This is a genomic window from Micromonospora craterilacus (assembly GCF_003236315.1).
Classification (GTDB): Bacteria; Actinomycetota; Actinomycetes; order Mycobacteriales; family Micromonosporaceae; genus Micromonospora; species Micromonospora craterilacus.
In genome coordinates this window covers 1-15,846 of sequence record NZ_POTY01000041.1, presented here as the reverse complement: position 1 = coordinate 15,846, position 15,846 = coordinate 1, and the positions used below count along the sequence as shown (strand labels likewise).

The window sequence follows — 15,846 nt, the reverse complement described above, 5'->3', positions numbered from 1 at the left end:
TACGCGTGAACGTGCCCAGGTGGTTATCGTCGATGATCTGCGGGCCGTTACTGTCCGCGTTGGCGTGGTCCCCACCACGGCAGGAGCGGCGGAAGGTCGGCAAGCGGTCGACGCGGCGGTTTCGGCGCCGCTGACTCGCCGTCGTCGCCGTCCCAGCGCCGGCCGTACTGATCGGGCAGTTCACCCCAGCCGAAGTACGGCGTCGGCTCGGCAGGCAGGCCGCCGAGCGTCTCCAGCGGGTCGATGCGGGACTCGGCGACCGTGCACAGGTGCGCCCAGTCGTCACCGAAGTCGAACACGTACGCGAACTGCTCGCCGCCGCCCAGCCGGCTCAGCTTGGTCCTGGCGCTGTCGATGCGGCCCTCGGGTGCCTCGCCATCCCACAGCTCAAGCGGCGTGATCTGGGCCTGATCGGCCATCGTGAACATGTGCATGTGGGCGAGGTCCCAACGGGCGAACGCAAGGTTGATCGCGTCCGCGAACTGGCCGAAGGCATGCGACCGGCTCACGGCGAAGACCCTGCCAGGTCGAGGCCACAGGTCAATGCCACGACCGGACACCAGCTCGACTCGTACGGACAGCCAGGTACGCGCCACCGCTCACCCTCCCACCGAGAACCGTCGACACGCCCCCGAAGACTACGCAACGTCACCGACACCGCCCCAGGCGAGGTCCGTGGCTGGGTAGGCTCAGCCGTACCTGCCTGGACACCCAGAGTCGTACGCCGACACACGGCGCAGTTGTCGTGGCGCAAACGAGCGCAGTCCGGGATAGCCTTGCCGTATATGGCTACCTATCGCAGCGCCTCAGTGCTTCTCTCCTCGGACGGCACCAGGACCCCCGGCACCGCCGCGCTCTTCGCCGAGCCCGCCCGCAAGGGTGGGATTCCGCCGTGGGCAGGCGACTTCCGACCCGCCAACAGCGCCGGCAATGGCCCCAAGAACGCGGTCGGGAAGACCTTTACGTTGGAGCTGCCCGACGGCAGGACCGGCAAGGTCGTGGTCCAGAGCCTCAAGCGCGGGAAGGGAGGCGTCGTGCTGGCGTTGATGGGCGAGGACGCACCCCCCTTCTAATCAGGAACTGATCGCCGCCGACGTCACCGGCGGGACAGGGCCGGCATGCGACCCTGTCGATGTCAGTTCGTTCGGGTAGCTGCCGGGCGCATTGCCTGACCGGTGGCTGGGTATCGGCGAAGGTCAGGTGTACTGAGCCGCGATCCGTACGTCACGCAGCGTGGCTCGACGTCGGTGGATTGTCGCTGGAAACTGCCGAATTGAGTGCGTGTCTCCCGCTTTGCCGATGCGTGCGATCATGCCGTGGTGGATCAGTCGGTCAGCGTGTCGTGGTCGCGGCCGTTGCACCTGAGTTCGGGCCTGCACGCGGTCGCGGTGGCGGCCGGTTCTCTCGTCGTGGCGGAGCGGCACTCGCGTCTGGTCCGGCTGGACCCGCGTAGCGGGGTGCAGTTGTGGGAACAGCGTGTCGAGGATTGCTGGGGCACGGCCACTATCGCGGGTGAGTGCTGCCTATACCTGAGCCGAGCAGGAGTTCTGCACTGCTTCGACCTGGACAGCGGGCGACGATTGTGGTCGACGCCCGGCATGAGCCTGCGGCATTACATCAGCGTCTGCGGCGCTGCTGTTCTGCTCGGAGGGTGGCGCGGTTACCACCCGTTGACGCGGGTCGCCCTTGCCGACGGCAGGTGCCTGCCGTTCGATGGCGCTGCGGTTGTCGGAGCCGGTCCACTTGCCTGGCCGCAGCCGGTTCATTGGAGGCCCGAAGGTGACTCTGCCGCCGATGCGGTGCTCATCGCGGGCACCAGTCTGCCGAAACTACTGGTGATGGGCACCTCCGGGGCCATCCTGAGGCAGTGGACGCTGCCGGAGCCGGTGGTCATTCCCGATGCCGGGGACGGCTACGGAGTCAGCGACGATGGCCGTGTCGCGTTCCTCTGTGGTCGACGCACGGTCATGACTTTTCATTCGCTGGACGGTGTGCAGGTGCTGTGGCACCACGAGCGTGACCTCCGCCCACAAACGCCGATCCTCCACGGCGACACGCTGTGGCTCGTCGAGGACGCCGGCATCGCGGTCATCGACCTAAGTCATGGTGCCGTCACCACCGTACGGCATCTACCGCATGGCATAGCCCTCGCTTCGGCCTTGGTGTCCAGCGGCGTGCTGTTCGCCTTCGCGGACGGTTCGCTGGCTACCATCGACCGCGCCGGCGACGTCGTCGCCCGCATACGGCTATCGGCGCGGATTGACCGGCTGGTTCCCGGAGACAATGGTCTGACGCACGCAATCGGCAAAGGTCACCTCGTCACGCTCGATCGTCCGACCACCGCAACCGCCCCGCATCATTAGCGAGTATCCGCTCACGGCGCCACCCGTGCGCGGCACCCATCCTGAGCCACCATCCCTCGCGGGTACCCCAAGCGGCGTCAGTCCGGATCCTCGTATCGGACGCCGACGCTTGCGATCTCCCCACTGCGAACGAGCTCTCGGATCGCTGTGGTCATGGCTGGCACGCCCGGCTCCGGCACGATCAGCTGGTCAATGGCCCAGAAGTAACTCCCGTTCGCGACTTCACCGGTCTCCTTCCATCTCGCAAGCAGGCGGCGGACCTCCTCGACGGTGAAGATGGTCAACGCCCAACTGGAGTCGTCAGGAAGACCGACGAAGGCATCCACATTGGCTACGGACTCCTCGGTGTCCGTGTTGGGATTGAGAAGGAACCGTGCCACGAAGGTCGGTTCCGCGATGGTCACGTACGGGTCGATGGTGCCCATGAACGCCCATCATGCCGCACACGAACGAGCAGATCGGGGTCTTGCCCGGCATCCGCTTCTGGCCGCTCAGCGCACGGCCGGGCGAACGGGTAGAAGGTCGCCGCCGCTTGAAGTTTGAGCGCGGCGACCGCAGGCGGGAAGATCCGTAGCTGTGGGCGGTCTGGTGGAGGTGTCGAGTCCGATCGACGTGCCGCGGCTGCGGGCCGAGCTCGACACGGCTACGAGGGTGCAGTTCCAGGTGCCGCTCTCCGATGCGGACTACCGGACGCTCGCCGCGGTCCTGGCGGAGTATCCGTCCGTCACCCTGCGCGCGTATGGCTTTGATACCGAGTTGTCCACGCTGCGGTTCCTGCGCTGGTTCCCGCACCTTCGCCGTCTCAGCGTGGCCCACCTGTTCCACCTGACCGACCTGACCCCACTGCACCAACTGAACGCCGAGGTCGAGTTCCTCGACCTCGGCGAGACCCGCAAGCCCCTCGACCTCACCCCCGCCACCGCGTTCCGGAAGCTGCGCGAACTCAGGATCGCCACACATCGCCGTGGCCTCGCGGACCTACTTGACACCAACCCCAACCTGCAGGGCCTCGCCCTGTGGAGAATCCCGGTCGACCAAGTCCTCCCAATCGTCACACTGCCGCACCTGCAGTCACTATCACTCACCCTCGGCTCCCTGACCGACGCCGAATGGCTCACCCAGATCCCCACCCTGAGCTACCTCGCAGTCCGCAACGTCCGTCGACTCACCAACCTCGAACCGGTGCCGCGCCTACCCGCGCTGCAATGGCTGATCCTGAACGCCCTGACCATCGACCAGCTACCCGACTTCAGTCCCAGCACCGCGCTGCTCCGCGTCGACCTCGACGGCATGCGGCGCCTACGCCAGCCCAACGCCCTTCACGGGCTCGCCGCCGCACCCCGACTCCGCGACCTCTGGGTCACCCAGTCATCGCTACCGGTCGAGGCGTTCACCCCATTCACCAACCATCCCACCCTGACCCATGTCGGCGTCGGCCTCGGAAGCGAACGCCGCAACCAAGCGGCCAAACACCTGCTCGCACGGACACCACCACGTGACAACGACCACTTCGCCGCGACCCACAACCTCCTATACATCCTGTAAACCCACTTGGACGACGACAGCGACATGCTGCGGTCCTACTTCGCGAAGTACCAGGTAAAGCGGACGACGCCGTGGAACGTCGCCCCTGCCGCGCCGAGCCCCTTCGCGACATTGCGGTAGACCTGAGCGATTCTGGCCGGCGAGGTCGTCGGCGACCAGCTGGCCGTTCTCGTCCCAGGCGACCTGGCCCGCCAGGTGGATCTGAGTGTTTCCAGTCGCGATCGCCACATGGTGGTAGAGCGGGATCGCGACGTGGTTTTCGGGGTTGAGCAGCCGTACGGTCATGGCGGCTGTCCTTTTCTCAGCTGGGCGTTGCGGCGTCATCCGGTTCGGGGTCGCGTCGGCGAGTAGGTCGGGTACGTGAGATGGCCGCCGACGCCGCCCTCGCAGCAGATGGCTGGATCCTCAGCCGCGGGCGCGTGCGGGGTTTTCGGGGCTGCGTCGCGGGCTCTGCTCGCTCGTCGGTGACAGCGTCCGGCCGTTGTCTCGGCCAGCGGCCGACGGCCGCCGTGCCGGTTAGTCGTGGACCGAGCCGAGGAAGGTGCGCAGGGCGGCATTGACCTCGTCGGCGTGCGTCCAGAGCAGCCCATGCGGGGGCCCCTCGATCTCCACGTACTGCGCGTCGGGCAGCGACTGACGGAAGCGACGGGCCGTGACCTCGATGGGGAGGATGTTGTCGGCGGTGCCGTGCAGGATCAGCGCCGGCTTACCGCTCGCCCGGACCGCCTCGACGTCGGCGCGGAAGTCCTCGATCCACGAGGAGACGACGGCGTAGGCCGCCACGGGTGCGCTGGAGATGGCGACGTTCCAGTTGCCGGTGACCGCCTCCCGGCTGATGCGGCTGCCGATGTTCTCGTCGAGGTTGTAGAAGTCCGAGAAGAACTGCGTGTACCAGGCGTGGCGGTCACCCTTCGCCCGCCGCAGCCTCGATCTCGTCGAAGACCTCCTGCGGCAGGCCCTCGGGATTGTCGTCGCGAGCAACCATGAAGGGCTCCAGCGAGGCGAGGAACGCGAGCTTCGCGACCCGCTCGTGGCCAAACCGCGATACGTAGCGGGCGAGCTCGCCCGTGCCCATCGAGAAGCCCACCAGGATGACGTCGCGAAGGACGAGGGTCGGCGGGGAGGAACGGCGTATCGGCACCGTTCCTCCCCCACCTGCGGGGCGTCAGACCATCGGGTTACCGTCGACGGTCGCCTCGGCGGAAATGAGATCCTGAATAACATCCCAGTGCTCGACGATACGACCATCATCGAGCCGGAAGATGTCGACGATGACGACCGGGTTCGGCGCCCAGCCGTGGACGATGCTGTGGGTGAACACGAGGTCGCCCTGTGCGGCGATCCGCTTCGGCTCCCATGAGAAGCCCTCCAGATCCGGCACCACCGCGCGGAGCGTGTCCAGACCGCTGGCCATCTGGGGACTGTGCTGCACGTAGGGCTCAGCCCAGTACCGGTCGAGCGCGGTGATGTCCTTCTCGGCGAAAAGCTCCCGCATGGCGGTCAGTACGATTTCGGTGTTACGTTGAGCCTGGTCGGTCGCCTTCTCGGCCATGGTCATGCCTCCTCGATAGTCCCGACAAAGTTGTAGAGAGTGCCGCCGACCGTCACGTTGGAATACACCGTCGCGTTGGCGAAGTCCTCGACGTGGGTGACGGTGGCACCGCTGGCCTCGGTCCACGAATTCAGGTAGACGCCGTCGCGGATCTTCTTCAGGTCGAGCTTCACGGTCTCCGCGTGACCGTCGGGCGCGAGCCCGGCGCCGTTCTCGACGACGAAGCTGCCCTGAGTCTGCGAGTCGAAGGTGAACCGGACCTTCAGTTCACCCAGGTTGAACCGGTAGCTTCTGCCGACCACCTGCTCGGTCATAGCGTCCTTCCATCTTCGGCCGGGTTGCATGTTCTGTATCCATCGACCACGACCTCACGGGCACCGCCGGCGATGTGATCGACGTGATTCCGAAGGCGTAGGCAACCGGCGCGTCGAAGCCGCTGAATCACCGCGGTGTCGGGTGCGACGTGTCCACTCTCGACTTACCGCGCACGATCAACTGTCCGGTGAGTCGCGGCTGATCTGCGTGGGCCTGTCCGGGGTCTCCGCCCCGCCGTCTACGAGCTCGTACTGCAACGCTCCGGAGGGACAGCGCCGCACCACTTCGGCCAGGCGCTCGGGCTCGGCACCGTCGGGGCGGATCCACGGGCGCTGGCCCGTGTCGAAGACCTCCGGCAAGCCGCGGACGCACTCGGCGGCGTGCAGGCAACGCCTGGCCTCAAAGGTCACGGTGATCGACTGGCCCTCGTACGCCTTCTTCGCGCTTCCGCTGCTCATACCGACCTCCGTCGCTGCCGTGCCCGGCTGTTCAGTCGCTGACTCTGCTGCGGGACTGGTACACCAGGTCCTGGTACTCGGGGTGCCGGGCGATCCAACCCGCGAAGAATGGGCAGGTGGGCAGGACCAGCAGGTTCGCGGCGCGGGCCTCGTCGAGGGCGGCGCGGGCTAGGGCCGCGCCGACTCCCCTGCCCTCGTATTCGGGCGAGACCTCGGTGTGTACGAACGCGATGAGTTCCGTGGTGCGGATGTACTGCGCGACGCCCGCGACCTTGGACTCTCCCTCGACCCGAGCCTCGTACCGTTTGGCTTCGGGAACATCGCTCACATTCACTACCATGTGTCCTCCATCAGATCTCAGCTGCTAGATGGGCCGACCGGCGCGGTGGTCAGGTCAGAGGCTGCTTCCGGCGTGTCCGGCGAGGAGCTGCATCTCCCAGGCGAAGGCCACACCGGTGGCACCGCCGTGCTGCGCCTGGATCTCGGCGGCGCCCGGCACGGTCTTCTCGCGGGCCCAGTCGCGCTGCCACTCGCCCAGCACGGCCATCCAGGTGATCGGCACCACGCCTGCCTGGACCATGCGGCGCACCGCCATGTCGTGGGCCTCTTTCGAGACACCACCCGAGGCGTCGGTGACCGCGAAGACCTCGAAGCCCTCACCTGCCGCCTGCAGGGCGGGCATCGCCACACAGATCTCCGTCCATAGGCCAGCGATGATCAGCTTTTTGCGTCCGGTCGCCTTGACGGCATCCACGACGCGCGCGTCCTGCCAGGTGTTGATGAAGGTCCTGTTGATCGGCTTCTGCTCCGGGAACACATCCTGCAGACCCTGGAGGAGAAGGCCGCCGCGCTCCTCCAGCACGGTCGTCAGAATGGTCGGGACGTCGAACACCTTGGCAGCCTTGGCGAGTCCGATGACGTTGTTGACGACCATCGTCGGCTCGTGGCTGTTCAGGTTGGCGAACTGGAACGGCTGATGGTCGATCAGCAGAAGGACGCTCTCCTCGGGCGTCAGCAGCGCGTCGAGACCGACCTTGCTCGCAGTGCTCATGGGATTCCCTTCTGGAGCTTCGCGTCCGTGGCTTCAGCCTGCGGATCGAAGCCTCGATGCCCGCAGCGAACCGGGTAAGCGGCCACGCGCATGACAACCTGCAACCGGTTAGTTGATGCATCAGCTACACTAGACACCGATAGTTGATCCGTCAACCAGTTTCCGAAACGCCGGCTGCCTGCACTACTGGGCGGACCGCGGTACCCCTCAGGGTGTCCGGCAGACATGAGCCAGGCACGATGTGGTTACGCTCCCCGCATGGACGCAACGCCCCGCTGGCTCACCTCGGAACAGCAGGCCGCCTGGGACAGTTTCATCCGCATGCAGGAGAAGCTCATCGGACGACTCTCCCGCCGAGTCCAGGCCGACTCCGGCATGTCCGCCTCCGACTACCTCGTGTTGGCCAAACTCACCGAAACCAGCGGCGGACGGATGCGCTTCATGGACCTGGCCAAGCTGGTGGAGTGGGAGAAAAGCCGCATGTCCCACCAGGTCAGGCGGATGACAGAGCGCGGACTGGTGGACAAGGAGGAATGCCCCGACGACGGACGCGGAGCGTTCATCGTCGCCACCCCAGCCGGTGTCAAGGCGATCGAAGACGCTGCACCCGTACATGTCGAACATGTCCGCCGACTGTTCATCGACGCCCTCAGCCAGGAGGAACTCGACATGCTCGCCAGGATCTCGGACCGCGTCCTCGCCCATCTGGAGAGGCAGGCCGACTGACCGGTCAAGCGACAGATCGTACGAACGCCCCGGCTCCACTCCGCCGACACCGCACTCGACCGACCAAGACCCTCCGTGACCAACCACCGTCAACGCCCGCCCTTACTCTGCGAAGGGACCGGGTGGGGCGAACGCCTGCTTGGCGAAGCGTTCGGCGATGCGGCGGTGGGTGGCGGTGTCCGGGTGGAGCTGATCGGGCAGCGGCAGTTCGGCGAAGTCGGACTGGCCGTAGAGGTCGAGGCCGTCGAGGTGGTGCAGGTTCGGGTCGTCGGCCGCCCGCTGGGCGGTGATCCGCGCCAGCTCGGCGCGGATGACACCGAGCGTGAGCTTCCCGCTCGCCCGTTCCGCCGGGTCGCCCGTGGCCCGGAACCGCACCTGTCCGGCGCCGAGGGCGACGAGGTCGAACGCGCCCGGGCCCGGGGTGCCTCGTGGATCGGGCAGTAGATCGGAGAGACGACCAGCAGCGGCGTGCTGGGGTGGCCGTCGCGGATTGTGTCGAGGAAGCCGTGCACGGCCGGGACGAAGGCGCGCAGCCGCATCACGTCGGTGTTGACCAGATTGATGCCGATCTTCACGCTGATCAGATCGGCCGGAGTGTCCCGCATGGTCCGGGCGGTGAAGGGGTCGAGCAGCGCGCTGCCGCCCAGGCCGAGGTTGACCAGGTCGACACCGCCCAGAGAGGCGGCGCGGGCCGGCCAGGTGGCGGTGGGGCTGGTGGCGTTGGAGCCCTGGCTGATGGAGCTGCCGTGGTGCAGCCATACTCGGCGCCTCTGATCCGGTGTGGGCGCGACCGGGGCGTCGGTGCGGAGGGCGACGAGTTCGGTGGTCTCGTTGTGCGGCAGCCAGATCTCCAGGTCCTTCACCCGGTCGGGGCGGCCGGTGAAGCGGATGGTGCCGGGTGGACCGGACCGGTGCTCGGCGCCGCCGGTGGTCATGTCGATGGTCACCGTGTCGCCTCCGGTCACGCTGGCCTGGCCGGTCAGGTGACCGTCGATGATCAGGTCGTACACGCCGACCGGGCGGGCCGGCAGCCCGGCATAGATCTGCCTGGTGGGCAGCGTGTCCAGCTCGACGGCGGTGGCCCGGGTGCGGAGAGCCAGCCGGACGCCGGCGGGTTGGGCCTCCACCATGGTGAGCTGACCGTCGGTGTTCTGGGCGCGGGCCCGGGCGGGCAGTCGGTGCGGCAGCACCCCTCGGGCGGTGCGTTGCAGGTCGAGCGCGCCGCGCAGGAGGTCCGCAGTGATCGGCGTGGTGATCCAGCTGGAGTTCATGCTCTCACTCCGTCGGTTTGATGGCGCGTGGTCGCGACGTCGACTACTGGCGGGATCCGGCGGCGGCACGCCACGCCGCCGGATCAGCCGGCGCACGTCGGCATCTTGGCTGGCAGCTTCAGGTCGTCGGTGCGGACGGTGTGCACGGCGTAGCCACCGCGCACAGGACGAGTGTCGGGCAGCTCCGCCGTCAGCGGATCGGCCGGTCAATCGGTCGCCCGTCCGAGGGGCAGACCGGGCGATAGCCTGGGAAACGGCTGTGCCATCGCGGCCGGGCGCGACACTCTGGGGTGGGACATGAAACTGTTCGGACGGCGCGCCGAGACCGCGGCGCTGGACCGGCTGCTGGATCGGGCGGCGGATCGCGCGGGTTCCGGGCTCGTGCTGTGGGGTGAGCCGGGTATCGGCAAGACCGCTCTGCTCGAGTACGCCGTCAAGGCGGCGTCCGACGCGACGGTGCTGCGGTGTCGGGGCACTCGGATGGAGGCAGGGCTCGCGTTCGCGGCGCTGCACGAGCTGCTGTGGCCGGTGTTGGATCGGCTGGAGTTGCTCGCCGCCCCGCAGGCAGCGGCGTTGCGGGGTGCGTTGGGGATGAGCCGGGATCCGGCCAACCGCTTCCTCATCGGCGCGGCTGTGCTGTCGCTGCTCTCCGGTCTTGCGCAGGAGCGACCGGTGCTGGTCGTGGTCGACGACGCTCAGTGGGTCGATGAGGCGAGCGCGCATTGCCTGGGGTTCGTCGCGCGGCGAGTGGCGACGGAGCCGGTCGCGGTGCTGCTGACCGGACACGAGGATCCCGCCTCGGGTCCGTGGGAGGGGTTGCCGGCGCTGGAGGTCGGCGGCCTGGCCGACGAGGACGCACGTCGGCTCGTGGCCGCCGTCGTGCCGGAGGCCGACGCGGCGCTGGTCGATCGGACGGTGCGGGCCGCGGGGGGCAACCCGTTGGCGCTGCACGAGCTGCCCACCCTCGATCGCGAGACCGACGGCGAGGCGACCCTCCCGCCGTCCGGGATCCCGGTGCCGGTCGGGCCACGGTTGCGGCGGGCGTTCTGCGCGCGGGCCGAGGCCCTGAAACCGTCGACCCGGGCGCTACTGCTGCTGGCAGCCGCCGAGGGTCGGGGCGACCGGCACGTCGTGCACCGTGCCGGGGCCGGCTGGGGCGTCGACGCGTCCACCTGGGACGAGGCCCTGCGCTCCGGTCTGCTCCATGCCTCGGGAACCCGCCTGGAGTTCCGGCACCCACTGATCCCGGCAGCCCTCTACGACGGCTCCCCCTTCCCGGAACGGCAGGCTGCGCACCGGGCGCTGGCTGCGGCCCTGCCGCCTGACGCCACCATGGAACGGGCGTGGCACTTGGCGGCCGCTGCCGACGGGCCGGACGAGGACGTCGCCACACTGTTGGAGGATGCCGCCGAGGAGTGCCTGCGACGCAGTGCGGGTCCGACGGCGGCTCGCACGCTGTGCCGTGCCGCCGAACTGTCGCCGGAGCCGGCGGACGCCGCGCGCCGACTGGCCGCCGCCGCCCGCGCCGCGTGGCACGCCGGCCACGCTGAAGCGGCGCGGCAGTTGCTCGAGGACGCTGAACGCCTGGGCGGTGTGCTTCCCGTCGTCCGGCTGAGCGGCGGGCTGCGCGGGATCCTCGAGTTCGCCTACGGCATGCCCGAGCGTGCCCACCATTACTTGGCATGCGACATGGCCGTGGTTCCCGAGACCCGCCGCGCGGTGGAGCTTGGCACCGTGTCAGTCCGCGCGGCGTGGTCGGCCGGTCGGTCCGACCTCCAGCAAGAGGCGCTGCAGCGGGTGCGGGCCGTGGACACCGACGGTGACTCCGCCGTATCGGGGCTGATGCCCGTGCTGAGAAACTGGTGGTCCTGCTACGACCTCACTGGTGAGGTCACGCCGACGACCTCGGACCTGGGCAGCGACACCGTCGGTCGGCTCGGTACGGTCGCGTGGGAGTTGCTCCCGCCCGTACCGCTGGTCCAGGCCTGGGGCATCGACGGCGGGCTGCTCGACGTGCTTCGCGTGCAGGCCGCACAGCTGCGGCGTCGGCACGAGCTGACTGCGTTGGCGCTGGTGCTGGCCCAGATCGCGGTCCTCGACACCGCTGCGGGCCGGTGGGGCGCCGCCGAGATGGCGGCGGCCGAGGGCCTGCGGCTGGCCGAGGAGGTCGGAGCGGATCACCTCGCCACGCAGAGCCGCGGCTGCCTCGGCATGTTGGCTGCCGCCCGCGGCGAGCACCGCACCGTTGACGAGCACACCAACCGGATCCTGCAGCTCTCGGTTCCGCGTGGGGTGCGAGCGCTCGGCGCATCGGCCTACTGGATTCGTGGCCGGGCGGCACTGTTCGACGGTCGTCCACAGGAGGCGCTGACCGACCTGGTGTGCCTCGCCGAGCCCGGCCACGAGGCCGCCCACCCCACCTTCGCGCTGCTCGCCGCCGTGGACACCGTCGAAGCGGCGGCGCAGGTCGGCAGCAGCGACGTCGTCGGGGTTCAGGTCGCCATGGTGGAGCAGTGGGCGCAGCGTACGGGCGCGGCCTGGGCCCGCACGGCCGGCCACCGTCTCCGGGCCCTCGCCCAGGGCGGATCGGCGGCCGAGGCTTCGTTCCGAGCCGCCCTGGACGTCGCGGGGGCGGGGTCGCATCCGTTCGAGTACGCCCGCACCCGGTTGCTGTACGGGGAGTGGCTGCGGCGCGCACGCCGCCGGGCCGACGCCCGGTCCCAACTGGCCGCGGCAGCCGAGACCTTCGACCGCCTGGGCGCGGAACCACTGCGGGTGCGGGCGCTGCGCGAGCAGGCGCTGACCGACCGGCGGGCCGCCTCGGTGGCCGGTCCTCCGACCGCGGCCGGGCTGACCGCGCAGGAACTCCGGGTCGCGCAGTTGGCCGCGGACCGTCTGACCAACCGGGAAATCGCGGCGCAGCTGTTGATCAGCCCACGCACGGTCGGCCATCACCTGGCCAACGTCTACCCCAAGCTTGGCATTACCTCCCGCGCTGAGCTGGCCAGGATCGACTTCGACGGAGACCTGCGGCTCAGCTCGACCGCCCACGGGCGATGACCGGTCCGACCGTGCGCCGTTGACCGATCGAGCACCGGTTGGTGCCCGCCCCGTTGGTGGTCGTCACGAAGCAGTGGCTCGGTGCCACCGGAGCGGGTTGTCCTCCAGCGCGGAGCGGTCCCAGTGCCCGAGATCCGCGGCGGCTTCGTAGGTGGTGCGGAGGAACTCGGCGATCGTGCGGTCGGGGTCCGGTGCGGCGCGGGCGACCTCGTAGGGCAGCAGGAACTGCTGGAACTCGGTGCTGAAGTATGCGCCTTCGGGACCGATCTGCTGTTCGGCGAACCCGTCGGGTGCGGGGTAGGCGTAGGAGTAGAACGCGCCTTCCTCGCCGCCGCCGGGCCAGAACCCGCAGCTCGACAGCTCTCGCGAGTAGCCCTCGACCATGACCCAGTCCCCGCAGTTGGGCACTCCGCCGGGGTGCGGCGGGGCCGACCGGCCGGAGAAGCGGGTGCAGGCGAGGTCCATCCCACCCCAGAAGAAGTGCACCGGACTGACCTTGCCCACGAAGTGCGACCGGAACTCACCGATCACCCGGTTCGCCTGCAGCAGCTGTCGCCAGAACAGGGCGGCCGCCTCGCCGTCGTAGGAGGCGTGGTGGTGGTCCTCGGCGAAGGGGATCGCCGGGTCGACCTCGTTGGGGTGCGGCCGGATCGGTGCCTCGACCCCGAGCTGGTCGAGCATGGCCAGGATCTGGGTGTAGAACTCGGCTACCGGCATCGGCTGGAGCGGGAGACTCCGCGTGCCGCCGTTGCTGGTGCGAACGTCGAGCTGGTGGCCGAGGAAGTCGAACTCGATCTCGAAGGCCCCTGTGCGGTGCGGGATGGTCGACGTCGTCAACCCGCGCGGGCTGACGTACAGGGTCACCTGCCACCAGTGGTTGAGCAGCGGAGCGTGGGCCATGCGGATCTTGCCCACGATCTGGGTCCACATGTGCAGGGTGTCGCGGGTGGAGGTCCAGTCCGAGACCCGTAGGCTCGGCCAGCTCATCGTTGCCGGGCTTGTCATCGGTACACACATCCTTGGCGCTGTAACGAGAGGGTGGCGGTCGCCGCATTCGTGTCTTGCGGGTCGGTACCTATGGGCGTTCTTGACGTGGTCAGCGGTACTCGGGATTGGCGTTGCCGGGGCGCCTACCGGCGTCCCAGGCTGTGCGCTGGTTGCCGTAGGCCGGGAAGCCGCCGGCTCGGCGGATCATCGACGCGAGGTGGAGCAGGTTGTAGGTCATGAACGCGGTATTGCGGTTGGTGAAGTCGTTTTCCGGACCGCCGGAGCCCTCGTCGAGGTAGGACGGGCCGGGGCCGACCTCGCCCAACCAGCCCGCGTCGGCCTGCGGCGGGACGGTGAATCCGATGTGTTGCAGGCTGTAGAGGATGCTCATCGCGCAGTGTTTCAGGCCGTCCTCATTGCCGGTGAGCAGGCAGCCACCGACCCGGCCGTAGTAAGCGTACTGGCCGTGCTCGTTGAGCACACCGGAGTAGCCGTAGAGCCGCTCGATCACCCGGCGGGTCACCGAACTGTTGTCGCCGAGCCAGATCGGTCCGGCGATCACCAGGATGTCGGCTGCCAGCACCCGGGTCAGCAGCGCGGGCCACTCGTCGGTGTCCCACCCGTACTCGGTCATGTCCGGTCGGACGCCGGTGGCGATGTCGTGGTCGACGGCGCGAATCTGGTCCACGCTGACCCCGTTCGCCTCCATGATCGCCACACTGCGGTCGACCACCCCCTGGGTGTGGCTACGGTCGGGAGACCGGTTGAGGGTGCAGTTGATGTACATCGCGCGCAGCCCGGTGAAGTCGGGCTTCTCGATCACCGACGCGGTCATGAGGGTCCTTCCTGGTAATCGGTTGTGCTGTCGGCCCGCCGGTCGGCTCAAGGTCCTCGCCTCTCGACGTCGGTCCAGACGAAAGGAACCATCTGCCGTCCGAGCGCAGCGGCGCGTCCGGTGGGTCCGCGTGACGAGTGTCGGACGCTGCGGCCTGTGCTGGATCGGCCGGTCAATCGGTCGGTCGTGGTGGCCGATGCAGTGCGATCGATCGCTCTGGTCCATCGGCCATTCCGCCTGCGGTGATGACGAGATCCCGCGTGGCGGCCGGATCGCGCGCCGTGACGGCCGCGTCGCACGCCATCGAGCGCTGCGTCGGCGTCGAAGGCCCGTGGTCGGCCCAACTTTGCCTTCTCCGTCACACCCCCTTCACCTTGCGTACCGATCGGTGCCGAAGTAGCGCCAGAAGAGCCGGTCGGGCGTCTCGAGCAGGCGTTCCCAGCGCCCGCCCGAGACGGCCGCCGACATCGCGCGTTCCTGCTACAGGTGGCCGGGCTTCGGGGGCTCGACTGCGGTAAGGCCACCGTCCACGGGAATGGTGGCCCCGCTCACGTACGAGGCGCCGGGACCGGCGAGGAAGGCGATCACCTCGCCGACGTCCTCCGGCTGGGCGATGCGACGCAGCGGAATGAGGGGGACGTAGCCCTGGAGATACTCGGCGGGGACGCTGGTGAGGACCGGCCCGGGTGCGACTGCGTTGACGCGCACGCCGGACGGGCCGTACTCGGCGGCCCAGGCGCGGGTCAGCGCGTTCACGGCTGCCTTGGTGGCGGCGTAGACCGCGTTGTTGACGTCCCCGATCGTGCTGGACCCGCTGCTGACATTGATCACGCTGCCGCCGCCCCGTTCGGCCATCTTCGGGGCCAGGGCGGCGGTCAGCAGATAGACCGCGCGCAGGTTGCTGTTGAGCATCGCGTCGTACTGTTCAGTGCTGATGCTGGCGCTGGGACCGAAGCTACCCACCCCGGCGTTGTTTACCAGCACGTCCACCTCGCCGGCCTCCCGAGCCAGCCGGGCCACGTCCTCCGGGTTCGCCAGGTCGGCGGCGACGAAGCGGGCGGAGCCACCGTCGGCCTGGATTTTCTGAACCACCTCCGTCCCGCGCTGGGCGTTACGGCCGGTCACCACCACGCTCGCGCCTCGCGCGGCCAGGGCGTAGGCCGTCGCCCGGCCGATGCCGGTGGTGGACCCGGTGATCAGGGCAGTCTTACCGGTCAACTCGCTCATGACGAGGTCTCCCCCTTCGGGTTCTGTACCGATCGGTCGGTACAGAATGACCGTAGCAGTTCCGGTTCGATCGGTACAGAACTGGTAAGGTTGATCACATGAACAGTCAACGGAGCGCGCAGGTCGGCCGACCCCGGGGCTTCGACGCCGACGAGGCTCTTGAGAACGCGATGCGGGTGTTTTGGCAGCACGGCTACGAGGGTGCGAGCCTCGCCGACCTGACCGAGGCCATGGGGATCAACCGCACGAGCATGTACGCGGCTTTCGGCAACAAGGAGGAGTTGTTCCGGAAGGCCCTGACCCGCTACAGCAACGGCCCGGCGTCGTACGGCGCCGAGGCACTGGCCGAGCCGACCGCCCAGCGGGTGGCCACGGTGTTCCTGCACGGCGCGGTTCGGAGCAGCACCCTGCCGGGCTACCCGGCAGGGTGCCTCAGCCTGCGCGCCTCCCTGGTGG

General features: G+C 68.7%; 18 protein-coding genes and 1 pseudogene. 6 read left to right on the top strand and 13 right to left on the bottom strand.

What is annotated here, in order from left to right:
- Window positions 1-47: 47 nt before the first annotated feature.
- Window positions 48-509 carry an IS1096 element passenger TnpR family protein gene (locus C1I95_RS09495; protein WP_233513445.1) on the bottom strand — a complete coding sequence of 154 codons (462 nt, stop codon included), beginning with the start codon at window positions 507-509 and terminating at the stop codon, window positions 48-50.
- A gap of 276 nt (window positions 510-785) precedes the next feature.
- Here C1I95_RS09495 and C1I95_RS09490 point away from each other — a divergent pair, with 276 nt between their 5' ends.
- Window positions 786-1,073 carry a hypothetical protein gene (locus C1I95_RS09490; RefSeq protein ID WP_233513444.1) on the top strand — a complete coding sequence of 96 codons (288 nt, stop codon included), beginning with the start codon at window positions 786-788 and terminating at the stop codon, window positions 1,071-1,073.
- 204 nt (window positions 1,074-1,277) lie between these two features.
- Window positions 1,278-2,363 carry an outer membrane protein assembly factor BamB family protein gene (locus C1I95_RS09485; RefSeq protein ID WP_111213422.1) on the top strand — a complete coding sequence of 362 codons (1,086 nt, stop codon included), beginning with the start codon at window positions 1,278-1,280 and terminating at the stop codon, window positions 2,361-2,363.
- Window positions 2,364-2,440: 77 nt separating this feature from the next.
- Here the strand turns inward: C1I95_RS09485 and C1I95_RS09480 are convergent, their stop codons facing one another.
- On the bottom strand, window positions 2,441-2,788 hold the full coding sequence (locus C1I95_RS09480; protein WP_111213421.1) for a hypothetical protein: 348 nt from the start codon (window positions 2,786-2,788) through the stop codon (window positions 2,441-2,443).
- A 151-nt stretch (window positions 2,789-2,939) separates the two neighbouring features.
- On the opposite strand from C1I95_RS09480, the gene C1I95_RS09475 reads away from it, so the two are divergent.
- Window positions 2,940-3,908 carry a hypothetical protein gene (locus tag C1I95_RS09475; RefSeq protein WP_111213420.1) on the top strand — a complete coding sequence of 323 codons (969 nt, stop codon included), beginning with the start codon at window positions 2,940-2,942 and terminating at the stop codon, window positions 3,906-3,908.
- Here the strand turns inward: C1I95_RS09475 and C1I95_RS09470 are convergent.
- From C1I95_RS09470 to C1I95_RS09440, 7 genes and pseudogenes are all read right to left on the bottom strand, one after another.
- Complete coding sequence (locus C1I95_RS09470) at window positions 3,894-4,193, bottom strand: RidA family protein (RefSeq protein ID WP_199523665.1); 300 nt, start codon at window positions 4,191-4,193, stop codon at window positions 3,894-3,896. The genes C1I95_RS09475 and C1I95_RS09470 overlap by 15 nt on opposite strands.
- A 231-nt stretch (window positions 4,194-4,424) precedes the next feature.
- Window positions 4,425-5,019 (bottom strand): annotated as a pseudogene (locus C1I95_RS09465) (alpha/beta fold hydrolase); the annotation flags it as partial.
- Window positions 5,020-5,073: 54 nt separating this feature from the next.
- Window positions 5,074-5,466, bottom strand: a complete 393-nt coding sequence (locus C1I95_RS09460) for a nuclear transport factor 2 family protein (protein ID WP_111213419.1) — start codon at window positions 5,464-5,466, stop codon at window positions 5,074-5,076.
- Window positions 5,463-5,774 (bottom strand): MoaF-related domain-containing protein, encoded by a 312-nt coding sequence (locus C1I95_RS09455; RefSeq protein ID WP_111213418.1) that lies wholly within the window; start codon window positions 5,772-5,774, stop codon window positions 5,463-5,465. The genes C1I95_RS09460 and C1I95_RS09455 overlap by 4 nt, the downstream gene beginning before the upstream one ends.
- 177 nt (window positions 5,775-5,951) lie before the next feature.
- A complete protein-coding gene (locus C1I95_RS09450; RefSeq protein ID WP_111213417.1) occupies window positions 5,952-6,233 on the bottom strand; it encodes a (4Fe-4S)-binding protein in 282 nt (93 codons plus the stop codon).
- A gap of 31 nt (window positions 6,234-6,264) precedes the next feature.
- Complete coding sequence (locus C1I95_RS09445) at window positions 6,265-6,573, bottom strand: GNAT family N-acetyltransferase (RefSeq protein ID WP_111213416.1); 309 nt, start codon at window positions 6,571-6,573, stop codon at window positions 6,265-6,267.
- Between the two features lie 54 nt (window positions 6,574-6,627).
- The gene (locus C1I95_RS09440) at window positions 6,628-7,284 is read right to left on the bottom strand and encodes a hydrolase (RefSeq protein WP_111213415.1); all 657 of its coding nucleotides are present in this window, start codon (window positions 7,282-7,284) and stop codon (window positions 6,628-6,630) included.
- 258 nt (window positions 7,285-7,542) lie between these two features.
- Between C1I95_RS09440 and C1I95_RS09435 the strand changes: the two genes are divergently transcribed.
- The gene (locus C1I95_RS09435) at window positions 7,543-8,010 is read left to right on the top strand and encodes a MarR family winged helix-turn-helix transcriptional regulator (RefSeq protein ID WP_111213414.1); all 468 of its coding nucleotides are present in this window, start codon (window positions 7,543-7,545) and stop codon (window positions 8,008-8,010) included.
- Window positions 8,011-8,099: 89 nt separating this feature from the next.
- Here C1I95_RS09435 and C1I95_RS09430 read toward each other — a convergent pair whose 3' ends face one another.
- A complete protein-coding gene (locus C1I95_RS09430) occupies window positions 8,100-9,281 on the bottom strand; it encodes an SGNH/GDSL hydrolase family protein (RefSeq protein ID WP_233513443.1) in 1,182 nt (393 codons plus the stop codon).
- A 297-nt stretch (window positions 9,282-9,578) separates the two neighbouring features.
- On the opposite strand from C1I95_RS09430, the gene C1I95_RS09425 reads away from it, so the two are divergent.
- Window positions 9,579-12,341 (top strand): helix-turn-helix transcriptional regulator, encoded by a 2,763-nt coding sequence (locus C1I95_RS09425; protein WP_111213413.1) that lies wholly within the window; start codon window positions 9,579-9,581, stop codon window positions 12,339-12,341.
- Between the two features lie 63 nt (window positions 12,342-12,404).
- On the opposite strand, the gene C1I95_RS09420 is transcribed toward C1I95_RS09425, so the two are convergent.
- The 3 genes from C1I95_RS09420 to C1I95_RS09410 all read right to left on the bottom strand — a co-directional run bounded on the left by C1I95_RS09420 (window position 12,405) and on the right by C1I95_RS09410 (window position 15,390).
- Window positions 12,405-13,346, bottom strand: a complete 942-nt coding sequence (locus C1I95_RS09420; protein WP_111213412.1) for a DUF5996 family protein — start codon at window positions 13,344-13,346, stop codon at window positions 12,405-12,407.
- Between the two features lie 91 nt (window positions 13,347-13,437).
- Complete coding sequence (locus C1I95_RS09415; protein ID WP_111213411.1) at window positions 13,438-14,163, bottom strand: flavodoxin family protein; 726 nt, start codon at window positions 14,161-14,163, stop codon at window positions 13,438-13,440.
- A 480-nt stretch (window positions 14,164-14,643) separates the two neighbouring features.
- Window positions 14,644-15,390, bottom strand: a complete 747-nt coding sequence (locus C1I95_RS09410) for an SDR family NAD(P)-dependent oxidoreductase (RefSeq protein WP_111213410.1) — start codon at window positions 15,388-15,390, stop codon at window positions 14,644-14,646.
- A gap of 98 nt (window positions 15,391-15,488) precedes the next feature.
- Here C1I95_RS09410 and C1I95_RS09405 point away from each other — a divergent pair.
- Window positions 15,489-15,846: TetR/AcrR family transcriptional regulator (locus C1I95_RS09405; protein WP_146605680.1), on the top strand; the 358-nt coding region annotated here is incomplete at its 3' end.

What these genes read in the sequence shown, in the direction of transcription:
- C1I95_RS09490 (WP_233513444.1), top strand. Translation starts at nt 786, where the DNA reads ATGGCTACCTATCGCAGCGCCTCAGTGCTTCTCTCCTCGGACGGCACC.
- C1I95_RS09480 (WP_111213421.1), bottom strand. Translation starts at nt 2,788, where the DNA reads ATGGGCACCATCGACCCGTACGTGACCATCGCGGAACCGACCTTCGTG.
- C1I95_RS09470 (WP_199523665.1), bottom strand. Translation starts at nt 4,193, where the DNA reads ATGACCGTACGGCTGCTCAACCCCGAAAACCACGTCGCGATCCCGCTC.
- C1I95_RS09460 (WP_111213419.1), bottom strand. Translation starts at nt 5,466, where the DNA reads ATGACCATGGCCGAGAAGGCGACCGACCAGGCTCAACGTAACACCGAA.
- C1I95_RS09455 (WP_111213418.1), bottom strand. Translation starts at nt 5,774, where the DNA reads ATGACCGAGCAGGTGGTCGGCAGAAGCTACCGGTTCAACCTGGGTGAA.
- C1I95_RS09450 (WP_111213417.1), bottom strand. Translation starts at nt 6,233, where the DNA reads ATGAGCAGCGGAAGCGCGAAGAAGGCGTACGAGGGCCAGTCGATCACC.
- C1I95_RS09445 (WP_111213416.1), bottom strand. Translation starts at nt 6,573, where the DNA reads ATGGTAGTGAATGTGAGCGATGTTCCCGAAGCCAAACGGTACGAGGCT.
- C1I95_RS09440 (WP_111213415.1), bottom strand. Translation starts at nt 7,284, where the DNA reads ATGAGCACTGCGAGCAAGGTCGGTCTCGACGCGCTGCTGACGCCCGAG.
- C1I95_RS09435 (WP_111213414.1), top strand. Translation starts at nt 7,543, where the DNA reads ATGGACGCAACGCCCCGCTGGCTCACCTCGGAACAGCAGGCCGCCTGG.
- C1I95_RS09430 (WP_233513443.1), bottom strand. Translation starts at nt 9,281, where the DNA reads ATGAACTCCAGCTGGATCACCACGCCGATCACTGCGGACCTCCTGCGC.
- C1I95_RS09425 (WP_111213413.1), top strand. Translation starts at nt 9,579, where the DNA reads ATGAAACTGTTCGGACGGCGCGCCGAGACCGCGGCGCTGGACCGGCTG.
- C1I95_RS09420 (WP_111213412.1), bottom strand. Translation starts at nt 13,346, where the DNA reads ATGACAAGCCCGGCAACGATGAGCTGGCCGAGCCTACGGGTCTCGGAC.
- C1I95_RS09415 (WP_111213411.1), bottom strand. Translation starts at nt 14,163, where the DNA reads ATGACCGCGTCGGTGATCGAGAAGCCCGACTTCACCGGGCTGCGCGCG.
- C1I95_RS09410 (WP_111213410.1), bottom strand. Translation starts at nt 15,390, where the DNA reads ATGAGCGAGTTGACCGGTAAGACTGCCCTGATCACCGGGTCCACCACC.